General features: G+C 62.0%; 15 protein-coding genes. 14 read left to right on the forward strand and 1 reads right to left on the reverse strand.

Features of this window, described 5'->3' with window-relative positions; all coding sequences use genetic code 11:
* Positions 1-153 precede the first annotated feature (153 nt).
* On the forward strand, positions 154-1131 hold the full coding sequence (locus ACM6IM_RS20090; RefSeq protein ID WP_414866109.1) for a hypothetical protein: 978 nt from the start codon (positions 154-156) through the stop codon (positions 1129-1131).
* 69 nt (positions 1132-1200) lie between these two features.
* On the forward strand, positions 1201-5934 hold the full coding sequence (locus ACM6IM_RS20095; RefSeq protein ID WP_414866110.1) for an RHS repeat-associated core domain-containing protein: 4734 nt from the start codon (positions 1201-1203) through the stop codon (positions 5932-5934).
* A 4-nt stretch (positions 5935-5938) separates the two neighbouring features.
* Here ACM6IM_RS20095 and queG read toward each other — a convergent pair whose 3' ends face one another.
* Positions 5939-7009 (reverse strand): tRNA epoxyqueuosine(34) reductase QueG, encoded by a 1071-nt coding sequence (gene queG, locus ACM6IM_RS20100; protein ID WP_414866111.1) that lies wholly within the window; start codon positions 7007-7009, stop codon positions 5939-5941.
* Between the two features lie 63 nt (positions 7010-7072).
* On the opposite strand from queG, the gene ACM6IM_RS20105 reads away from it, so the two are divergent.
* The 12 genes from ACM6IM_RS20105 (at position 7073) to ACM6IM_RS20160 (ending at position 22078) form a co-directional block, all read left to right on the forward strand.
* Positions 7073-8572 carry an NAD(P)H-hydrate dehydratase gene (locus ACM6IM_RS20105; RefSeq protein ID WP_414866112.1) on the forward strand — a complete coding sequence of 500 codons (1500 nt, stop codon included), beginning with the start codon at positions 7073-7075 and terminating at the stop codon, positions 8570-8572.
* Positions 8560-9030: a tRNA (adenosine(37)-N6)-threonylcarbamoyltransferase complex ATPase subunit type 1 TsaE gene (gene tsaE, locus ACM6IM_RS20110; RefSeq protein WP_201193682.1), complete on the forward strand. Its 471-nt coding sequence runs from the start codon at positions 8560-8562 to the stop codon at positions 9028-9030. The genes ACM6IM_RS20105 and tsaE overlap by 13 nt, the downstream gene beginning before the upstream one ends.
* Positions 9031-9078: 48 nt before the next feature.
* A complete protein-coding gene (locus ACM6IM_RS20115; RefSeq protein ID WP_412548022.1) occupies positions 9079-10458 on the forward strand; it encodes an N-acetylmuramoyl-L-alanine amidase in 1380 nt (459 codons plus the stop codon).
* Entirely contained in the window at positions 10455-12362 is a 1908-nt protein-coding gene (gene mutL, locus ACM6IM_RS20120) for a DNA mismatch repair endonuclease MutL (protein ID WP_414866113.1), read from the forward strand. The genes ACM6IM_RS20115 and mutL overlap by 4 nt, the downstream gene beginning before the upstream one ends.
* On the forward strand, positions 12362-13333 hold the full coding sequence (gene miaA, locus ACM6IM_RS20125) for a tRNA (adenosine(37)-N6)-dimethylallyltransferase MiaA (protein ID WP_192307856.1): 972 nt from the start codon (positions 12362-12364) through the stop codon (positions 13331-13333). The genes mutL and miaA overlap by 1 nt, the downstream gene beginning before the upstream one ends.
* A gap of 94 nt (positions 13334-13427) precedes the next feature.
* A complete protein-coding gene (gene hfq, locus ACM6IM_RS20130; RefSeq protein WP_192307707.1) occupies positions 13428-13688 on the forward strand; it encodes an RNA chaperone Hfq in 261 nt (86 codons plus the stop codon).
* A gap of 12 nt (positions 13689-13700) precedes the next feature.
* Positions 13701-15002, forward strand: a complete 1302-nt coding sequence (hflX, locus tag ACM6IM_RS20135) for a ribosome rescue GTPase HflX (RefSeq protein WP_192307708.1) — start codon at positions 13701-13703, stop codon at positions 15000-15002.
* 96 nt (positions 15003-15098) lie between these two features.
* The gene (gene hflK, locus ACM6IM_RS20140) at positions 15099-16274 is read left to right on the forward strand and encodes an FtsH protease activity modulator HflK (RefSeq protein WP_192307709.1); all 1176 of its coding nucleotides are present in this window, start codon (positions 15099-15101) and stop codon (positions 16272-16274) included.
* Entirely contained in the window at positions 16274-17143 is an 870-nt protein-coding gene (gene hflC, locus ACM6IM_RS20145; RefSeq protein ID WP_192307710.1) for a protease modulator HflC, read from the forward strand. The genes hflK and hflC overlap by 1 nt, the downstream gene beginning before the upstream one ends.
* Positions 17144-17457: 314 nt before the next feature.
* Positions 17458-18645 (forward strand): ATP phosphoribosyltransferase regulatory subunit, encoded by a 1188-nt coding sequence (locus ACM6IM_RS20150; protein ID WP_192307711.1) that lies wholly within the window; start codon positions 17458-17460, stop codon positions 18643-18645.
* A 54-nt stretch (positions 18646-18699) separates the two neighbouring features.
* Positions 18700-19992: an adenylosuccinate synthase gene (locus ACM6IM_RS20155; protein ID WP_192307712.1), complete on the forward strand. Its 1293-nt coding sequence runs from the start codon at positions 18700-18702 to the stop codon at positions 19990-19992.
* 151 nt (positions 19993-20143) lie between these two features.
* Positions 20144-22078 carry a methyl-accepting chemotaxis protein gene (locus ACM6IM_RS20160; RefSeq protein WP_414866114.1) on the forward strand — a complete coding sequence of 645 codons (1935 nt, stop codon included), beginning with the start codon at positions 20144-20146 and terminating at the stop codon, positions 22076-22078.
* Positions 22079-22163 lie beyond the last annotated feature (85 nt).

Below are 22163 nucleotides of genomic sequence, written 5' to 3' on the forward strand. Positions count from 1 at the left end.
TAGTTGGCAATACATACTTCTATTGAGCTTTTCAAGGCTGTTTGCTATTTCTGGTTTCAGCCCGCAGCACTGCTCTGTTGCGGGCTTTCTTATGCGTGAATTTCAACTTTCTCTTTGTTGAAGTTTTACCCGTTTATTCATGAGGCAGCACTGATGACAGCAACTAATACAGACACGGCTCGCGCAAAAATTCGCATTTCAAAATTGCAAGTACGATTTGAAGCACCCGGTATCGAATCCAAGAAAATCTACGCCAACGGCAGGATGCAAGTCCGGGTGTGGGTGTTTGTCGAAGCGGTTGACCGCGAGACGGGCAGCGCCGTGCAGCTGCCCTTCTACCCCAGCCTGGTCACCACTCGCTTGATTCGCTATCACGATGGCAAACCCCTGCGTGGCGACGTTTATGCCAACCAGCCGATGCCGGGCTGGACGTCCTGCACTTCACCCAACGAGTTCGTGCATGAGATGCCGGGCGCCGTTCTTCCGCCGTCCACAGGCGGCAGCGACAGCGGGTCGATGATGGAATTCTGGGTTTCGTCTGCCGAAGAAGGGCAGCTGCAAATAGCGGCTGAAATTACTTGCGACGGCCAGGTTTATCGGAGCAACAAAACCGCCAATCCAGACGGTTCAAAATTAAACAGCAGCGTCATTGTGGTGGCCGAACGCAGTCCCGCCTACAGTCACGAAGAGTTTACCTGGCGGTCGGAAGAAGTGCGTGGCGCCTTTAATGGCTACACCCTGTTCCGTTATCATCTGGGGTTGTACCCCGGGCGCCGGCAAGTCAAGTTGTTGAGTTGGGATACCGCGCAATATGAAGGCAGCGGTCAATTTCCGCTGAGGTTCTGCTATACCGGTTTGATTCTCTCGCATCCCGCACCGAGGTCATTTACCGGAGTCATGGCGCCCGTGGGCAGCCAGTCCATCGATGTATTGGGTTTCCAGTTGCCGGTCAATCAGGGTGATGGGCAAATCGTCGCCTTCATGGCGATACCGCCTGACTACAAACACACGGGCGTTGACGTCAGGCTGGGGGATTATTTTTTCACGGTGCTGGATGAATACGGCAATACCCATAAGTTGTCACTGGTCATTGATATACAGGCGACCGAGTTTCTGTTGCGGCGAGGATAAAGGTCCGCATCGAATACCTCTTTTCCCTTCGGTGTTTTAAATCATTCATCCTGTTTGAAAGGAATTCAAATGGCGGTTGAACAAGAACTTATACATTCCAATGCTTTCAACTTCGACGGTTTCCTCGCGGGAGGCGTCGACCCCCGCACCGGGATTTACACCTGTTCGCTGACACTGGGCGAATTGAAGTCCGGTTTCCTGCAAGGGCCGTCTTTGCCGATCAGGCTTTTTTTCAGCCCGTTGCAAGGCCGTGACATTGGGTATGGCAAAGGTTGGTCGTTGCCATTGACCCAATACAACGTGGTCACCCACCAGCTCACGTTATCCGGCGCAGAGCGCTACAAAGCCAGGGAGACGTCTTCTCGACTGGTGTTCGATGAGCTCAAGCTCGAGATCCTCAAGGTCCTGCGCCCGGCCCCCGGACGTTTTGACGTGGTGCACAAAAACGGTTTGACCGAAGAGCTGCATGTCTACGCCGGTAGCGACCTGGCGGTGCCGAAAAGGATCGTGTCGGCCAATGGTGCGGCGATCCATCTCGACTACAGCGACATCAATGGCGAGCCGGTATTGGCCGCCGTGCGCGATGCCACTCGCACGTTGCTGACGATTGTCCGCACCGCTGGCCAGGTGATGCTGACCCTGTATCCCGACAGCGAATGCGCCGCGCCTTTCATACTCAAGCGCTCCGACGACCAGGTGAGAGCCGTGCAGTTACCGGACGGCGGCGTCTGGTCGCTGGACAGCGAAGTGATCGGGGGCGTCGAATGCCTGACGCAGGTGACGTCGCCTTTGGGAGCCCGGGAGCTGATCTTCTATGAAGAAGCCGGTCATCGCCTGCCGCCGGATGCGCCGCGGCGGGCCATCCCACATGTGATGTCGCACACGGTTTTCCCTGGCTCGCAGCCGCCGATCACCACCCATTACAGTTTTTCGCAAACCAATTTCCTTGGGTTCGATGACGACGACAACGTTGTTCGCTGGTCGCGCGAGGGCGATACGCTTTACCAACTGGCGGAGGACTACCGGTACTTCTCCGTTGAATCGCTGATGAACGGCAAGAACGTGCACCGATCCATCAAGCGCATCTACAACAAATACCATCTGTTGGTTTCCCAGGAGACCACGTGCAATCAGAGCGTCACGACCCGCACGGTCAGCTATCACCTCGAACCCGGCAAGGGGTTCCTGGCGCAGCCCGCGCAGTTTCGGATGCCCAAGGTGCAGACGCTGCGGTATGAGAATCGCAAGACCAAGGCGTCGCGCGAGGAAGTGACCACCACGCTGTTCGATGCCTGGGGCAACCTGCTCAAGCACATCGCGCCGACCGGGGTGGTCACGGTGTCGGAGTTCTACCCGGCGAGCGGTGCCGAGGGCTGCCCGGCGGACCCGCTCGGGTTCGTGCGTTTTGAAAAGAGCAGAACCGTGCGTGCCGCCGACGGGTTGGCCCAGGCCGCGATGACGCAGTTGCGGTTTCGCTACAAACAGATCGGCAAGACGGGAGAGCCCGGTTGCGACGTCGTTCTCGAGCAGCAGGCTCTTTATGAGCGTGCCGCCGAGGGCGACGTCCTGCGCTCGCAGACCGATCTGCATTACGCCGAGCTGATCGCGGGCCCGCAGGCGTATGTGGTCTTGCAAAAACAGACCGTGCGCCAGAACGGCGAGGACAGCGAGACCCGGTTCAAATACCTGATCGACGGCACCACGCTGGAAGTCCAGACCCTTCAGGTCGGGTTTGACCAGACCCGCAGGGAATCGAGCGTGAAGTCTTCAGCGATCAATGGGTTGAAACGCTCGGAGCAGAACGAAGACCAGGGGCGCGTCGATTTCACCTACGACAGGCTCGGGCGTGAGCTGAGCAAGACCGTCGCCGCCGGCGACACCTTCGAAAGTGGCCGCCGCTCAAGCTTTTTGCTGGAAGAGCAGGACGGCAGAATCGTGGCGACGAAACTGGACACGGACGCCAGCGGCCTGCAGACAAAATACCTCTACGACGGCCTCGGCCGTATCAGGGAAATCCAGGAGCAGGATCCGCAACACGCGGATAAGGTCGTGTTTCTTCCGGTCTATGAAGCGCGATACGACGCCCTTGGCCAACTGACGGGTGAAAAGAAGATCGACTGGTGGCGGGGTGAGCGGCATCCGTTCATCACCCGCTTTGCCTTCGATGACTGGGGGCAGGTCAAGAGCACGTTGCACCCTGACGGCCGCCAGGAACACTGCGAGCATGACCCTGTCCTGCGCAAGAAAACGACCTGGCAGGCGGGAATGGGCAAGACCGTCACGGTCTTCAACGCGTTCGGCAAGCCTGACCGCGTCGAATGGTTTGATACCTCGGGCACGCGTCAGGGGCAGCAGTTCTACACCTACGATGGCCTGGGGCGTACCGTCGGCCAGACGGATGCGGCGGGTCATCGCACGACCTTTGCCTACGATGTCTTCGATCGACTGACCCTCAGTACTTTGCCTGACGGCAGCGCGGTGCAGACGGCCTACGCTGCCCATAGCCAGGAAGCCCTGCCGATCAGCGTCACGGTCGCCGGCAAAATGCTCGGGCAGCAGGTGTTCGACGGGCTGGGTCGGTTGACGCAGAGCACCCTCGGCGGGCGCAGCAGCCAGGCCGGCTATGAGCGCGGTCGCAGCCAGCCGGCGTGGAAGCAGCGACCCGATGGCAAACGCATCGATTATCTCTACGAGCCGGACCTGGGAGGTGTTGTCACGCAGCGCGAGGCCGAGGGCCTGCTCGCCCGCTATGACTATCACCCGCGCCTGGCGGTGTTGACCCAGTGTGTCGAGCAGGGCTGCGAAACCCGGCTCGAGTACGATCGCTTCGGGCGCCTGACCGGTGAAACTTCAATCGTCGACAAGGAGCACAAAAGCGCTTCCTACACCTATTCGCTGGGCGGCCGCCCCCTCAGTTGCATCGACGTGTTGGGTGAGCCGCATGAGACCGATTACGACGAAGCGGGGCGTCCACGAACGTTCACGCATCGCGCGTTGAAAACCACCTTTACCTACAACCCCCTGGGGCAGCTGGCGTCCGTCGTTGCGCGTGCTCTGCAAGGATCAGGGTCGATGGTCACGCGCCTGGCCTACGATGATTTCGGGCGTGAGGTGTCCCGCACGTTCGAGTTCGGCGAGGGCGTGTCGCAGGTCCTGTCTTCGACGTACACCCCGACGGGAAAACTGGCGCGCAAGACGTTGAAGCAGGACAAGGAAGTCCTGCGCGACGAGCACTTCACCTACGATTCCCGTGGTCGCCTAAGTCTTTACGCCTGCGAGGGCACCCAGCGCCCTCGCGATCCCCAGGGCAAGGAAATCATCCAGCAACAGTTCACGTTCGATGCGCTCGACAATATCCTCACCCTGGAAACCCGGTTTCCCGGCGGCGAGAACCTGGCAACGTTCGAGTACAGCGCAACGGACCCCACGCAATTGACCGGCATCAGCAACGACCATGCGGACTACCCGACGTCCGCGGTATTGCAGTACGACGACAACGGTCACCTGGTCAAGGATGAGCAGGGGCGCCGGATCGATTACGACGCGCTGGGGCGTTTGATCCAGGTCACCGGGGCCGACAATCAAGACATACGCGACTTGCGCTACGACGCCCGCGACCGGCTGGTGGAGCTGGCGCAGCCGTCGGGGCCTGCCATCCGACGCTTCTATCAGGAGGGCCGGCAGGCCAACGATCTCTGCGGTTCCAGCAGCCTCACGTCGTTGCGATCGGGCGGTTTTTTGCTGGGGCAGGATCGCCAGGGGGTTGAGGCTGGCGTCGGCCTGCTGGGTGTCGATCAGCAGCAAAGCGTGCTGACCGAGGTCTCGGGCGTGCGCCCCGTCCATTTCACCTACAGCCCCTATGGGCATCGAGTGGCGCCAGGCGGTTTGTTCAGCTTGCCGGGTTTCAGTGGCGAACAGCTCGATGCGCAGACCGGTCTGTACCTGCCGGGCAATGGTTATCGGGCATACAGTCCGACACTGATGCGCTTTCTCAGCCCCGACGACCTGAGTCCGTTTGGTGCCGGTGGCTTGAATCCTTACACCTATTGCGCGGGCGATCCGATCAACCGGGTTGATCCGACCGGGCATTTCTGGGAAGCGATCTTGAGCGGCGTCCTGTCGTTCGTCGGCATCGCGGCCAGCGTCCTGACGCTGGGCGCCGCCACGCCGCTGGCGGTAGTGAGCCTGGCGCTGGGGGTGGCTTCCGGGGTCGTCGGGGCAACCAGTGCCGCGCTGCGGGCCTACGATGTGGAATCGCAAGCGGCGGATGTCCTGGATTGGATCAGCCTGGGGCTTGGCGCGGCCTCGTTCGCCAGCGGCTTGGGCGCTGCGGGCAAGGCGGCGGCGAAAGTGGGCAACCGGCTCAATCAAGCCTTTGCCAAGGGGTTGAGCCCGACCGACGTGCCCGTGGCGGCGAAGATTGGTTCAAAGTCAGGCACCCGTGCGGCGGCAACGTCCAGCGCGACGGGTGGTTCGCCTGCCAAGGGCCCCTGGAGAATCAAGCTGGCGCCGCGGCGCAACATTGCCGAAAAAATACAGGCCTCCCATCAAAACGATTACGACCTGTTCAAGAATGCGATCCATAACGAAGGGGTGGACCCCGCCACCGCCGTTCGGCGAATGGGCGATGCCAATCCCAAGCGTCTGCAGAGCAGTTCGAATCATTTCAGGGACCATCAGGGTAACCCGGTCTGTGCCTCCGAGATGTGGGAGGCACGCATTGGCGGCAGCCAGCGCGTCACGTACCTGGTCGAATACAAGTCCCAGTTGGTGACGGTTCTGCAAGTGGGCGGTCACACCTGAGCGGTCAGGGGTGGCGGGCCGAATGCTGCAGCAATGCCCACTCCACGTGTTCCCTGACCAACGCTGACGGGTAGTCCCGTCGCGCCTTCAACGCTTCCAGGACCGGAATCGTTGAAGGCGCATTTCCCAGGCCTACGGCCAGATTGCGCAACCAGCGCTCGTACCCTGCCCGCCGCAACGGCGAACCTTCGGTACTGCTGAGGAACGTCTCCTCGTCCCACAGAAACAGTTCGGCCAGCTCGGCGTTGTCCAGGTTGTGTCGCGGCTTGAAATCGCTTTCGCCGGACGGCCGGGCGAAGCGATTCCAGGGGCAGACGATCTGACAGTCGTCGCAACCGAACACCCGATTGCCGATCAAGGGCCGCAGCTCTTCCGGGATTGCGTTTTTCAGCTCGATGGTCAGGTACGAAATACACCGCCGGGCATCCAGCACATAGGGGCCGACGAAGGCGTTGGTGGGGCAGATGTCGAGGCACGCGGTGCAGCGGCCGCAATGTTCGGTGGCGTGCGGCGGATCGACCGGTAACGGCAGGTCGACGAACAATTCGCTGAGAAAGAAGTAACTGCCGGCCTTGCGATTCAAGACCAGGGTGTTTTTGCCGATCCAACCCAGACCGGCCTGTTCTGCAATGGCTTTTTCCAGCACCGGTGCGCTGTCGACGAAGGCGCGGTAGCCGAACGGGCCGATCACCGTCTGAATTTTTTCTGCCAGTTGTTGCACACGTTTACGGATCAATTTGTGGTAATCGCGGCCCAAGGCATAGCGGGACACGTAGGCTTTTTCCGGTTGGGCCAGGCGCTGGGCCATTTCGGTATCGCCCGGCAGGTAGTCCATGCGCAGTGAAACCACCCGAAGTGTGCCGGGCACCAGTTCCTCCGGGTGCGAACGTTTGCTGCCATGGGCGCCCATGTACTCCATTTCGCCGTGGTAGCCGGCTTCGAGCCAGCGCTGCAGGTGCTGCTCATGCTCGGCGAGGTCCAGGCCGCTGATGCCGACTTGCTGGAAGCCCAACTCACGGCCCCAGTCCTTGATGGATTGGGCGAGGGCGGGCAGGTCTGTGGTAATGGCGGGCATGAGGCGAGAGAAACCGGAGCTGAGGTGCGTATAATTCTGCCAGACATCGGAGCCCGAAGACGCATGCCGCACACTAAAGATGATTTACCCGACGCGCTGTACAGCGCCGCGCAGGTGCGCGCCGTCGATGCGCGGCTGATCGCCGCCGGCACCCCGGGCTTCGAATTGATGCAACGGGCCGCCCGCGCGACCTGGCGGGCACTGGTCCGGCACTGGCCAACGGCCAACGAATTGACGGTGGTCGCTGGCCACGGCAATAACGCCGGTGATGGCTATCTGGTCGCGGTGCTGGCCCGACGTGCCGGCTGGACGGTGCGGGTCCTGGCCGTCGGTGATCCCCAACGTTTGCAAGGGGATGCCCGGTTGGCCCATGCCGAGGCACGGACCGAAGGCGTGGTCATCCAGGCCTGGGGTGCGCAATCGGAGTTGCGCGGTGTGGTGCTGGACGCCTTGCTCGGCACTGGTCTGACGGGCGAGGTGCGCGAGCCCTATGCCAGTGTCATCGGCGCAATCAATGCCAGTGCCCTGCCGGTCGCAGCGGTGGATATTCCTTCCGGCCTGTGTGCCGACACCGGACGGGTGCTCGGCGTGGCGGTGCGGGCGGACCTGACCGTGACGTTCATCGGTTTGAAGCTGGGGTTGTTCACCGGCGACGCGGCGGATGTGGTCGGCGAGTGGGTATTCAATGACCTGCAGGCTGCGCCCGGGGCGTTCGATGGCATCGGCATCAGTGCGCTGCGCCTGACGGCCGATAACCTGCCGCGGCCGGCGAGCCGCGCGCCGACCGCCCACAAGGGGCAATTCGGTCACGTCCTGCTGATGGGCGGTGATCGCGGTTTCGGCGGGGCTATCCTGCTCAGCGCACAAAGTGCCTTGCGCAGCGGCGCGGGCATGGTGTCGCTGGCCACCCGCAGCGAACATGTACCGGCGGCGTTGGCCAGGCTCCCGGAAGCCATGGTCCTGGGCATTTCGTCGGCCAATCAGTTGATGGGATTACTGCAAAAGGTTTCCGTGCTGGTGGTTGGCCCCGGCTTGGGGCAGTCTTCCTGGGGCCGCAGCCTGCTGTCGGCGGCGGCCGATGCCGCGTTGCCGCAAGTCTGGGATGCCGACGCGTTGAATCTGCTGGCAGACGAGCACGTGAGTTTGCCGCGGGACTGCGTAATGACCCCGCACCCGGGCGAGGCGGCGCGCCTGCTCGGAATCAGCACCGCCCAGGTTCAGGCCGACCGTCCGGGCGCCGCGCACGCATTGAGCAAAAAATATACAGCGGTGGTGATTCTCAAAGGCGCAGGCAGCCTGATTGCCAGCCCAGACGGCCGCCTGGCGCTGTGTCACCAGGGGCATCCGGCCATGGCCACCGCCGGCCTGGGCGATGTGCTGGCGGGGTTGGTCGGCGCATTGCTGGCGCAAGGCATGAACGCATTCGATGCCGCCTGCCTCGCGGTCTGGTTGCATGCCAATGCCGGTGCGCAACAAGGTAAATCGGGCCGTGGGCTGGCGGCCAGTGATCTGATTTCAGCCATTCGTCAGTTGTTGGAGGAGCAAGCACCGTGTCTGAAGTAACCCTGTACCTGGCTGATGAGCAGGCGATGACCGCGTTCGGCGCACGCATCGCGAAAACCACCGAAGGGCACGGTCTGATTTTTCTCGAGGGGGACCTGGGTGCCGGTAAAACCACGCTCTCCAGGGGCATCATCCGCGGCCTGGGCCATGTGGGCGCGGTCAAAAGCCCGACCTTCACCCTGGTCGAACCCTACGAAATCGGTGGCATTCGCGCCTTCCATTTCGACCTTTATCGGCTGGTCGACCCCGAAGAGCTGGAGTACCTGGGCATCCGCGACTACTTCGAAGATGACGCATTGTGCCTGATCGAATGGCCCCAGAAGGGTGCAGGCTTTTTGCCAAAGCCCGACCTGACCATTACCATTAGCCCGCAAGGCACTGGGCGTTCGCTGAACATTTTGTCCCAGGGCTCGCGTGGCGAGTCCTGGTGTGCCGCTTTGGCATTGGAATCCAATTGAATGATGGGGTCAGGTATGCGCTTTCGCGCGATGGTAGCTGCCGTAGGGATGTTGTTTTTGGCGGTGACCGTCAACGCTGTGGCCGAAACGAAGGTCAACAGCGTTCGTCTGTGGCGGGCGCCGGACAACACGCGGCTGGTGTTCGACCTCAGCGGGCCGGTGCAGCACAGCGTGTTCACCCTGACGGCTCCGGATCGGCTGGTGATCGACATCAATGGCGCCTCCCTCGGCGCGCCACTGAATGTCTCCACCGCCAACACGCCGATCACCGCCATGCGCTCGGCACAGCGCACGCCGACCGACCTGCGGGTGGTCATCGACCTGAAGAAAACCGTCACGCCGAAGAGCTTTACCCTGGCGCCGAACGCGCAGTACGGCAACCGCCTGGTGGTCGACCTGTTCGACAACCCGGCGGACGCCGCGCCGATTCCTGCGCCCACCAACGTCGCGACCGTCGCGCCAGTGCCGGTCACCCCGGTCGACCCGCCAGTGAAACTGCCGCCCGCTCCGGCCGGCAAGCGCGACATCATTGTGGTCATCGACGCCGGTCACGGTGGCGAAGACCCGGGGGCCTCGGGGTCTCGCGGCCAGCGTGAAAAGGACGTGGTACTTTCCATCGCCCGCGAACTGCAACGTCAGGTCAATGGCATGAAAGGCTTCCGTGCCGAACTGACCCGCACCGGCGACTACTTCATTCCGTTGCGTGGCCGTACCGAAATCGCCCGCAAGAAAGGCGCTGATCTGTTCGTCTCGATCCACGCCGACGCCGCCCCTTCCACTGCCGCGTTCGGTGCATCGGTGTTCGCCTTGTCCGACCGTGGCGCCACGTCCGAAACGGCGCGCTGGCTGGCCGACAGTGAAAACCGCTCCGACCTGATCGGCGGTGCCGGCAATGTCAGCCTCGACGACAAGGACCGCATGCTCGCGGGTGTACTGCTCGACCTGTCGATGACCGCTTCCCTGACCTCCAGCCTGAACGTCGGCCAGAAGGTCCTGAGCAATATCGGTCGCGTCACCCCGCTGCACAAACAGCGGGTGGAACAGGCCGGGTTCATGGTGTTGAAGTCGCCGGACATCCCGTCGATCCTGGTGGAGACCGGGTTCATCTCCAACGCCAACGAAGCCTCGAAGCTCGCCGCCTCCAGTCACCAGCAGGCACTGGCCCGCTCGATCAGCAGCGGCGTGCGCCAGTTCTTCCAGCAGAACCCGCCGCCGGGCACCTACATCGCCTGGCTGCGCGATTCGGGCAAGATCGCCCAGGGGCCACGGGATCACCGGGTCAACCCTGGCGAAACCCTGGCAATGATTGCCGTGCGCTATCAGGTATCGCCGGCGACCCTGCGCAGTGCCAACAACCTGAAAAGCGATGAGCTGAAGGTCGGTCAGACCCTGACCATCCCCGGCACTGAACTGGCGTCCAAAGAATGAACCAGGCCGTGACCAACAGCGCTCGCATCGAGCTGCTCAGCCCTCGACTGGCCAACCAGATTGCCGCTGGCGAGGTGGTCGAGCGCCCGGCGTCGGTGATCAAGGAACTGCTGGAAAACAGCCTCGACTCCGGCGCCAGGCGCATCGATGTCGATGTCGAACAGGGCGGCATCAAGCTGCTGCGGGTGCGCGACGATGGCAGCGGCATCTCTGCCGATGACCTGCCGCTGGCCCTGGCCCGTCACGCCACCAGCAAGATCCGTAACCTGGAAGACCTCGAGCAGGTGATGAGCCTCGGGTTTCGCGGCGAGGCACTCGCCTCGATCAGCTCCGTAGCGCGCCTGACCCTGACGTCGCGCACCCGCGATGCCGAACAGGCGTGGCAGGTCGAAACCGAAGGCCGGGACATGGCGCCACGGGTCCAGCCGGCCGCCCACCCGGTGGGCACCTCGGTGGAAGTGCGCGACCTGTTCTTCAATACCCCGGCACGACGCAAATTCCTCAAGACTGAAAAAACCGAATTCGATCACCTGCAGGAAGTGATCAAGCGCCTGGCGCTGGCGCGTTTCGACGTGGCGTTTCATTTGCGCCATAACGGCAAGACCATTCTCAGCCTGCATGAAGCCCATGATGACGCGGCCCGCGCCCGGCGTGTGGCGGCGATTTGCGGCTCGGGCTTCCTGGAGCAGGCGCTGCCCATCGAAATCGAACGCAATGGCCTGCATTTGTGGGGCTGGGTCGGGCTGCCGACGTTCAACCGCAGCCAGGCCGACTTGCAGTATTTCTTCGTCAACGGCCGGGCGGTGCGCGACAAGTTGGTGGCCCATGCGGTGCGCCAGGCTTATCGCGATGTGCTGTTCAACGGCCGGCACCCGACGTTCGTGCTGTTTTTCGAGGTCGACCCCAGCGGCGTCGACGTCAACGTGCACCCGACCAAGCACGAAGTACGTTTCCGGGAAGGGCGCATGGTCCACGACTTCCTCTATGGCACCTTGCACCGGGCCCTGGGCGATGTACGTCCGGACGATCACCTGGCGGCGCCGGTGGCCACGGCCATCGTGCGGCCGACCGGCATCGAGGCCGGCGAATTCGGGCCGCAAGGCGAAATGCGCCTGGCCGCCAATGCCTTGCTGGAGCAGCCGCAGGCCCAGCCGTCATTCAATACCGCCGGCAGCGGCGCGGGCGCCGGTTATCAGTATCAGTACACCCCGCGGCCGCAGTCGGCAGTGCCTGCGGCTGAAGCCCAGGCGGCGTATCGGGAGTTCTTTGCCCCGCTGCCGGAGGCCAACGCCGCCGCGCTTCCCGCCGGGCAGGACGATATTCCGCCGCTGGGCTACGCACTGGCGCAGCTCAAGGGCATCTATATCCTTGCAGAAAACGCCCACGGTCTGGTGCTGGTGGACATGCACGCGGCGCATGAGCGGATCATGTACGAACGCCTGAAGGTCGCCATGGCCAGCGAAGGCCTGAGCGGCCAGCCGCTGCTGGTGCCGGAATCGCTGGCACTGAGTCAGCGTGAAGCCGACTGTGCGGAAGAGCACGTGGCCTGGTTCCAGCGCCTGGGCTTCGAATTGCAGCGCCTTGGCCCGGAAACCCTGGCCATCCGACAGATCCCGGCGCTGCTCAAGCAGGCCGAGGCCAATCGACTGGTCAGCGATGTGCTGGCGGACCTGATGGAATACGGCACCAGCGACCGGATCCAGGCGCACCTGAACGAATTGCTCGGCACCATGGCGTGCCACGGCGCCGTTCGGGCCAACCGGCGCCTGGCCCTGCCGGAAATGAACGGCTTGCTGCGCGACATGGAAAAGACCGAGCGCAGCGGTCAATGCAACCATGGCCGACCGACCTGGACCCAGCTGGGCCTGGACGATCTGGACAAACTGTTCCTGCGCGGTCGTTGATGAGCCAGCTCCCTCCTGCGATTTTCCTGATGGGCCCGACCGCAGCGGGCAAGACCGACCTGGCCATCGAGCTGACCAAGGTCCTGCCGTGCGAACTGATCAGTGTCGATTCGGCGTTGGTCTATCGCGGCATGGACATCGGCACCGCCAAGCCCTCGAAAGAGATACTGGCGCAATTCCCGCACCGTCTCATCGACATCCTCGACCCGGCGGAGAGCTATTCGGCTGCGGATTTCCGTCGCGATGCCCTCCAGGCCATGGCTGACATCACGGCACGCGGCAAGATTCCGCTGCTGGTGGGCGGTACGATGCTTTATTACAAGGCATTGCTCGAAGGGCTGGCGGACATGCCGGCAGCCGATCCCGAGGTGCGGGCGCAGATCGAGGAAGAAGCGGCGCGCCTTGGTTGGCAGGCCCTGCACGAGCAATTGGCGAGTATTGACCCGGAATCGGCAGCGCGTATTCATCCGAACGATCCCCAGCGCCTCAGTCGCGCGCTGGAAGTCTATCGGGTCAGCGGTCAGAGCATGACCGCGCTCAGATTGCAACAAAGTGCGCAAAGTACTGAAGCAGCCGCTTCGGGACGGCAACAATTGCCCTATACTGTCGCGAACTTGGCCATTGCTCCGGCAAATCGCCAGGTGCTGCACGAACGAATTAAACAAAGATTCACTTTGATGTTGGAACAGGGATTCATAGACGAGGTCGTAGCCCTGCGTAAACGAAGTGACCTGCATAGCGGGTTGCCATCGATACGTGCGGTAGGTTACCGACAAGTCTGGGACTACCTGGATGGCAAGCTGACACAGGCCGAGATGCAGGAGCGTGGAATCATCGCCACGCGCCAATTGGCCAAGCGTCAGTTCACCTGGTTGCGCAGCTGGGCGGATTTACACTGGCTCGACAGCCTCGATTGCGACAATCTGCCACGCGCCTTGAAATACCTGGGGACCATCTCCATATTGAGCTGAGTCTTTGCAATTGCCGTCTATCCTTGGGGGTGTGACGGTCACAAGCCAACTGTTTACCTATTTTTTATATTGAATCCTTAAAGGAGTGCGGCACATGTCAAAAGGGCATTCGCTACAAGACCCTTACTTGAATACTTTACGTAAAGAGAAAGTTGGGGTGTCCATCTACCTGGTCAACGGGATCAAACTGCAAGGCACGATCGAGTCTTTCGACCAGTTCGTCATCCTGCTGAAAAACACCGTCAGCCAGATGGTTTACAAGCACGCGATCTCTACAGTGGTGCCGGTTCGTCCAATTCGTCTGCCTAGCGCAACCGAATCCGACTCGGGTGACGCTGAGCCAGGTAACGCCTGATAGGAGTCTCCTTTGTTCTTTGAGCGCCACGGTGGTGGGGAGCGAGCCATTCTCGTTCACTTGGATGGTCAGGACCCTGAGGCGCGCGAAGACCCGCAGGAGTTTCAGGAGTTGGCAGCATCGGCTGGCGCCGAGACCGCCGCGTTTTTCAACGTGCCGCGCAATCGGCCAACCGCCAAATACCTGATTGGCAGCGGCAAGGTCGAGGAGTTGCGCGACCTGGTCAAAGCCGAGCAGGTAGATCTGGTTATTTTCAATCACATCCTCACGCCCAGTCAGGAACGTAACCTCGAACGTGTTTTCGAGTGCCGCGTGATCGACCGCACGGGTCTGATTCTCGATATCTTTGCCCAACGCGCCCGTACCCATGAAGGCAAGCTCCAGGTCGAATTGGCCCAGCTTGAGCACATGAGCACGCGGCTGGTTCGCGGCTGGACTCACCTTGAGCGGCAGAAGGGCGGTATCGGTCTGCGGGGGCCGGGTGAAACCCAGCTGGAAACCGACCGGCGCCTGTTGCGGGTTCGCCTGCGGCAGATCAAGGGGCGCCTGGAAAAGGTCCGCAGCCAGCGCGAGCAATCTCGTCGCGGGCGCAAACGTGCTGAAATTCCGACGGTTTCACTGGTGGGGTATACCAACGCCGGCAAATCGACGCTGTTCAACGCAGTGACCGATTCCGAGGTGTTTGCCGCTGACCAGCTCTTCGCCACCCTCGATCCGACGTTGCGCCGACTCGAACTCGACGACCTCGGCCCCATCGTGCTGGCCGATACCGTGGGCTTCATTCGCCACCTGCCGCACAAACTGGTCGAGGCATTTCGGGCTACGCTCGAGGAGTCGAGCAATTCCGACCTGCTGCTGCACGTGATCGACGCCCATGAGCCCGAGCGCATGGCCCAGATTGAACAGGTCATGGTGGTGCTCGGGGAGATCGGGGCGCAGGACTTGCCGATCCTCGAGGTATACAACAAACTCGATTTGCTCGAGGGCGTGGAACCGCAGATCCAGCGCGACGCCGACGGCAAGCCGGTGCGAGTCTGGCTGTCGGCCAGGGACGGTACCGGCCTGGAGCTGCTCAAACAGGCGGTGGCCGAACTGCTCGGCGAGGATTTGTTCGTGGGCACCTTGCGCTTGCCGCAACGTTTTGCTCGACTGCGTGCGCAGTTCTTTGAAGTCGGTGCGGTACAGAAAGAAGAGCATGACGAAGAAGGCATCTGCCTGCTGGCCGTTCGTTTGCCACGAATCGAGTTGAATCGACTGGTGAGCCGCGAAGGCATGCAGCCGATGGATTTCATCGAGCAACACACTTTGCAATAAAAGCCTGAGAAAGCGGTTGTGCCGCAGGGACAGGCATTCTGTAGCATTGGTCGGCGCGCCGTGGGTGCGTCTTTGCTTTATCAGATGGAGAGCGCTATGGCTTGGAATGAGCCGGGTGGCAACTCGAATAATCAGGATCCTTGGGGTGGCAAGCGCCGCAATAACGGCGACCGCAAGGGGCCACCGGATCTCGACGAGGCCTTCCGAAAGCTGCAGGAAAGCCTGAACGGGTTGTTCGGTGGTGGTAAGAAACGCGGTGATGACGGCGGTGGTTCGGGCCGGAGTGGTGGCTTCGGCGGACTGCTCGGCATCGGTCTGGTCGTGCTGGCGGCCGTTTGGCTGTACAGCGCGGTCTATGTCGTCGACGAGCAGGAGCAGGCCGTGGTGCTGCGCTTCGGCAAGTACTACGAAACCGTCGGCCCGGGTCTGAATATCTATTTCCCGCCGATCGACAAGAAGTACATGGAAAACGTCACGCGTGAGCGTGCGTACACCAAGCAGGGCCAGATGCTCACCGAAGACGAGAACATCGTCGAAGTGCCGCTGACCGTGCAGTACAAGATCAGCAACCTGCAGGACTTCGTGCTGAGCGTCGATCAGCCGGAAATCAGCCTGCAGCACGCGACCGACAGCGCCTTGCGCCATGTGGTGGGTTCCACGGCCATGGACCAGGTGCTGACCGAAGGTCGTGAATTGATGGCCAGCGAAATCAAGGAGCGTCTGCAACGCTTCATGGATACCTATCGCACCGGCATCACCGTTACCCAGGTCAACGTGCAGAGCGCAGCGGCACCGCGTGAAGTGCAGGAAGCCTTCGATGACGTGATCCGTGCCCGTGAAGACGAGCAGCGTTCGCGCAACCAGGCGGAAACCTATGCCAACGGCGTCGTGCCGGAAGCCCGTGGTCAGGCCCAGCGCATCCTCGAGGACGCCAATGGTTACCGTGACGAAACCGTCTCGCGTGCCAAGGGTGAGGCCGATCGCTTCACCAAGCTGGTTGCCGAGTACCGCAAGGCGCCTGAAGTGACCCGCCAGCGTCTGTACCTGGACACCATGCAGGAAGTCTTCAGCAACACCAGCAAGGTGCTCGTGACCGGGAACAAGAACGGCCAGAACAATCTGCTCTACCTGCCGCTCGACAAGATGATCGACAGCAGTGGTCGCAGCACCAGCGTGCCGGCGAACAGTGCGGCAGCTACCAGCAATGAAGCGAATGCGCGTGCCGCAGCTGATCTGCAACAACAGCAGGCACGTACCAGGGAGAGTCGCTGATGAGCAATAAATCGCTGATCGCCCTTATTGTCGGCGTCGTCGTGGCGATCGCTGCCTGGAACTGCTTCTACATCGTGGCTCAGACCGAGCGTGCGGTGTTGCTGCAGTTCGGGCGCGTGGTACAGACCGATGTCCAGCCAGGCCTGCATGTGAAGGTGCCTTACGTCAACCAGGTGCGTAAATTCGACGCTCGCCTGATGACGCTGGATGCACCGACGCAGCGCTTCCTGACCCTGGAAAAGAAAGCCGTGATGGTCGATGCCTATGCCAAGTGGCGGGTCAAGGACGCCGAGCGTTTCTATACCGCGACTTCCGGCCTCAAGCAGATCGCCGACGAGCGTCTGTCCCGTCGTCTGGAATCGGGCCTGCGTGACCAGTTCGGTAAGCGCACCCTGCACGAAGTGGTGTCGGGTGAGCGCGATGCGCTGATGGCCGACATCACCTCGTCGCTGAACAAGATGGCGGAAAAGGAACTGGGTATCGAAGTGGTCGACGTTCGCGTCAAGACCATCGACCTGCCCAAGGAAGTGAACCGCAGCGTGTTCGAGCGGATGAGCACCGAGCGTGAGCGTGAAGCTCGCGAGCACCGCGCCAAGGGTAACGAGCTGGCAGAAGGCATCCGTGCCGACGCCGATCGTCAACGCCGCGTGCTGCTGGCTGAAGCCTATCGAGAGTCCGAAGAGATTCGCGGTGACGGCGATGCCCAGGCCGCTGCGATCTACTCGAAGGCCTACGGTCAGGACCAGGAGTTCTACGCGTTCTACCGTAGCCTGCGCGCCTACCGCGAAAGCTTTGCGAACAAATCCGACGTCATGGTTCTCGACCCAAGCAGTGACTTCTTCCACTACCTGGAAAAAGCCAAGCCTTGATACGACGTTGACCTGAATCATCCCCCGCCGGGCGGCTAAAACCTTCGGCGGGGTGATCCTTTGGGAAAACGTGTGTATGATGCGGCAGCCGGGAAATTCCCGGCTTTTTTGCGTCTGCACGTTTGATTGCTGTTCATGTGCAGAAGCCCGGGCCTGTTGGCTCGACTGGTTTTACGAGGAAAGTGCTTGGCGAAGCCTGTTTCGGGCTTTTCGCTTCGTCGCTCATGCGCGTGGTTTGCGCAGGGCCAGGCATTTTCTGCTTCACTCAAGGCTCGCCCCAAGGCTTGCCGCCCGGATCATAGGGGAATGGCGTAATGGCAACGGTAGACCGCTGGCTGCTGCCAGATGGCATCGAAGAAGTACTGCCACCAGAGGCGGCGCGCATAGAAGTCGCGCGTCGCCAGGTGTTGGATCTGTTCCAGAGCTGGGGTTACGAGTTTGTCGTGACTCCCCATATCGAGTACCTGGAATCCCTGCTGACCGGCGCGGGCCAGGACCTGGATCTGCGTACCTTCAAGGTCATCGACCCGCAATCGGGCCGGCAGATGGGTTTCCGGGCGGATATCACGCCGCAGGTGGCGCGCATCGATGCGCATACCTTGCGTCGCGAAGGCCCTAATCGCCTGTGCTATGCCGGCAGCGTGCTGCACGCCCAGCCGCGTGCCTTGTCGTCCTCGCGCAGCCCGATCCAGCTGGGTGCCGAGTTGTATGGCGATGCCAGCCCGAGCAGTGACGTCGAAGTCATCAGCCTGATGCTGGCCATGCTGCAACTGGCCGATGTGCCGGATGTGCACATGGACCTGGGTCACGTCGGTATCTACCGTGGCCTGGCCCGTGCCGCCGGTTTGTCCGGTGAAGTCGAGCAGCAGTTGTTCGACGCGTTGCAACGTAAAGCCATCGACGAGGTCATTACCTTGACCGAGGGGCTGCCGGCGGATCTGTCGGACATGCTGCGGGCCCTGGTTGACCTGTGCGGTGGCCGTGAAGTGCTGGTGGCCGCTCGCGAGCGCCTGGCCAAAGCGCCGGCGCAGGTGACGGCGGCGCTCGACGACTTGCTGGCGATTGCCGAGCGTCTGTCCAGTCGCTTCCCGGAGCTGCCGCTGTACTTCGACCTGGGCGAGTTGCGCGGCTACCACTACCACACCGGTGTGGTGTTCGCCGTATTCGTGCCGGGGGTTGGCCAGTCCATTGCCCAGGGCGGTCGTTACGACGACATCGGCGCCGACTTCGGTCGCGCCCGTCCGGCAACCGGCTTCTCTACCGATTTGAAAACCCTGGTGACCCTGGGGCGTGCTGAGATCGAGCTACCGTCTGGCGGTATCTGGATGCCTGACAGTACGGATGCGGCACTCTGGCAGCAGGTTTGCCAGTTGCGCAGTGAGGGTCAGCGTGTTGTCCAGGCCTTGCCTGGCCAGCCTTTGGCCGCCGCCCGTGAAGCGGACTGCGACCGGCAATTGATTCAGCAGAACGGGCTTTGGCAAGTATCGCCACTGGCTTCTTGAGTTTTCCTGCCGGCCGCCGCCGGCACCAAGTTTGCGCGAATGAGGACAAGTGTTATGGGTAAGAATGTCGTAGTCCTGGGCACCCAATGGGGTGATGAGGGCAAAGGCAAGATCGTTGATCTGCTGACCGAACATGCTGCCGCCGTAGTGCGCTACCAGGGTGGCCACAACGCGGGTCACACCCTGGTGATCGATGGCGAAAAAACCGTCTTGCACCTGATCCCGTCGGGCGTGCTGCGCGAAGGCGTGCAGTGCCTGATCGGCAACGGCGTGGTGGTTGCACCCGACGCCCTGCTGCGGGAAATCAACAAGCTGGAAGAGAAAGGCGTACCGGTGCGCGAGCGCCTGCGCATCAGCCCTTCCTGCCCGCTGATCCTGTCCTACCACGTGGCCCTGGACCAGGCCCGTGAAAAAGCCCGTGGCGAGCTGAAGATCGGCACCACCGGTCGCGGTATCGGCCCGGCTTACGAAGACAAGGTTGCCCGTCGTGGCCTGCGTATCGGCGACCTGTTCCACCGCGAGCGTTTCGCCGCCAAGCTGGGCGAGTTGCTGGACTACCACAACTTCGTACTGGTCAATTACTACAAAGAGCCGGCCATCGACTTCCAGAAGACCCTGGACGAGTGCATGGAATACGCCGAGCTGCTCAAGCCGATGATGCTCGACGTCACCGCCGAGCTGCACAACCTGCGTCGCGCTGGCAAGGACATCATGTTCGAAGGCGCCCAGGGTTCCCTGCTCGACATCGACCACGGCACCTATCCGTACGTCACCAGCTCCAACACCACGGCCGGCGGCATTGCCACCGGTTCCGGCGTTGGCCCGATGTTCCTCGACTACATCCTGGGGATCACCAAGGCCTACACCACTCGCGTTGGTTCCGGCCCATTCCCGACCGAGCTGTTCGATGACGTGGGTGCGTTCCTGGCCAAGCGTGGCCACGAATTCGGTGCTACCACCGGTCGTGCCCGTCGTTGCGGCTGGTTCGATGCCGTCATCCTGCGTCGCGCCATCGACGTCAACAGTATCTCGGGTCTGTGCCTGACCAAGCTGGACGTACTGGACGGCCTGGAAACCATCAACATTTGTGTCGGCTACAAGAACCAGGAAGGTGCGGTAATCGACGCACCGACCGATGCCGACAGCTACATTGGCCTGGAGCCGGTGTACGAGCAGATGCCAGGCTGGAGCGAGTCGACCCTCGGTGCCAAGACCCTGGAAGAGCTGCCGCAAGCGGCTCGCAACTACATCAAGCGCATCGAAGAGCTGGTCGGCGCGCCGATCGACATTATTTCGACGGGCCCGGATCGCAACGAGACCATCGTTCTGCGTCACCCGTTCGCCTGATAAGTCGTTGATGTAAAAGAAAAAGGGCCCTTTATTGGGCCCTTTTTCGTATCTGCCTGCCGGACGGCATGACCTTTGCTGCGGTTTTCATAAAAAAGCATGGCTGTAGCGTGCCATCAATTTAATGGCGTCAAAAGCAGAGGTATTACCTGTGTCGGCCGTTCTCTCCTTGTTACAAAGCCGTCTGTTGCGGCCTGTGTTCGTTACCCTCGGTATCGCCCTTTTGGTGCAAGTGCTGGTCGCGGTTGCCCTGACGCGCAGCACCGTCACTGCACTGGAAGCCGATTTGGGTGTGCGCCTGGGCGCCGACAGTCAAAAATTGTCCACCGAGCTCGAGCAGGCGGGGCGCGAAGTCACGTCGAGTCTGGACAGCCTTTCCGCCAGTACGCGTCAGCGCCTGACTGCCGGGTTGTCTTCGCGGCTGGAGGAAGAGCAGGCGCAACTGCGGGCCACCCTGGAAAAGGACCTGAAGGACTCCGCCGGTGATATGGCGCAGCTTCTCGCCTCGGTTGCACCGCGTGCGATGTGGGACAACGACGTGCCGACCCTGTCCGAGTTCGCCCGTCGGGCCCAGCGCAATCCCAACGTGCTGTTCGTCGTCTATGACGATGCCACCGGGCAGCACCTGACGCGCTACCTCAACCGCGAAAACCCGATCAACAAGGCGCTTCTGGAAAAAGGCCAGGGCGAACGTGCGTTGGACAAGGTGCTGGACGCGGCGAAGAACGATCCGTCGGTCTACTACGTGGAAGCCTCGATCAACCCCAATGGCGTGGAAATCGGCAAGGTCCTGATGGGCGTCTCCACCGCATCCGTGGAGACCGATCTGGCAGCCCTGGATAAACGCTTCGAGTCGTTGATCGCCAACAGCGATCAACTGGTGGGCGACAGCCTGAAGGGCGCGGCGGCCGACAGTGCCACGGCCATGCGTGCACGCCTGGCCTCGGCCCAGTCCACCGCCGCCTACATGAAAGCCAACACCACCGACACCGTGCAGGAAGCGGCGGCCACCCTGCGCTGGCGCATCGGCATGGGCCTGGCGCTGGTGGGTTGCGGCGTGTTGCTGCTGTTGGCCGTGGTGTTGGGGCGTCGTGTGGTCAAGCGCCTGAAAATGTTGATTATCGCGATGGACGATCTGGCGGCGGGCGAGGGTGACCTGACCAAGCGCGTGCAGATCAACAGCAAGGACGAGATCGGCGACATGGCGTCGGCGGTCAATCGCTTTGTGGATAAATTGCAGCCCATCGTGCGCGAGGCCGGGGATGTCGCTCAGCGAACCGGTGTCGAAATTGGCGCCATGACCTTGCGCAACGCCGGTGCCGATGCGGCGGCCGGCATGCAGCGTGACGAGGTGGCCGAGAGCCTGCGCGCGTTGTCGCAGATGGCCGATGAGGCGCAGTCCGAAAGCCATGCCATGCAGGCGGCCTTGCAGCAGGTGGTGGACATTCGCTCGGCCACCGATGAAAACACCCGGACTTCGGCGAAGGTCGGCAGCCTGATCGAAGCGTTGGCCGAGCAGGTCGATACCGGGGCGAAGGTCATCGAGCGACTGGCGCAGCAGAGTGAACAGATCGAAGTGGTGCTGACCGTGATTCACGGGATTGCCGAACAGACCAACCTGCTGGCGCTCAACGCTGCCATCGAGGCGGCGCGCGCCGGTGAGACCGGTCGTGGCTTTGCCGTGGTGGCGGATGAGGTGCGGGCGCTGGCGAGCAAGACCCAGAGCTCCACCGGCGACATTCAGGCACACATCGTTGCCCTGCAGCAGGGCGCGCGTGAGGCCGTGGCCGCGATTGGCCAGGCCGGGCGCCAGGCCAGCGAAGGTCTGCTGGTGCTGCGCGACAGTGCACGCCTGCAGCAATCGGTACAGGCGTCGGTCGAGCAAGTGCATGCGGCTATCGGCCTGGCGACCCAAGCGGCGGCTCATCAGGCGAAGGGTGCCCAAGCGGTGCGCGGGCGGGTAGAAACCATTCACGCCCAGGCGGAAAAAGCCGCACAGGCGGTGGTGGAGACCACTGAAAGCGGCAAGGTGCTGGATGGGCTGGCTGCGCAGCTCAAGGCCAGCCTGGGGCAGTTCAGGGCCTGAGATCTCGGCGCCTGAGCTGCCTATTCGCGAGGCGGCTGGCTCCCACTTCTGGAATGCAATCCTGTGTGGGGTCAGCCGGTTCCAG

Source organism: Pseudomonas sp. IT-P12 (genome assembly GCF_949767465.1).
Taxonomy (GTDB): domain Bacteria; phylum Pseudomonadota; class Gammaproteobacteria; order Pseudomonadales; family Pseudomonadaceae; genus Aquipseudomonas.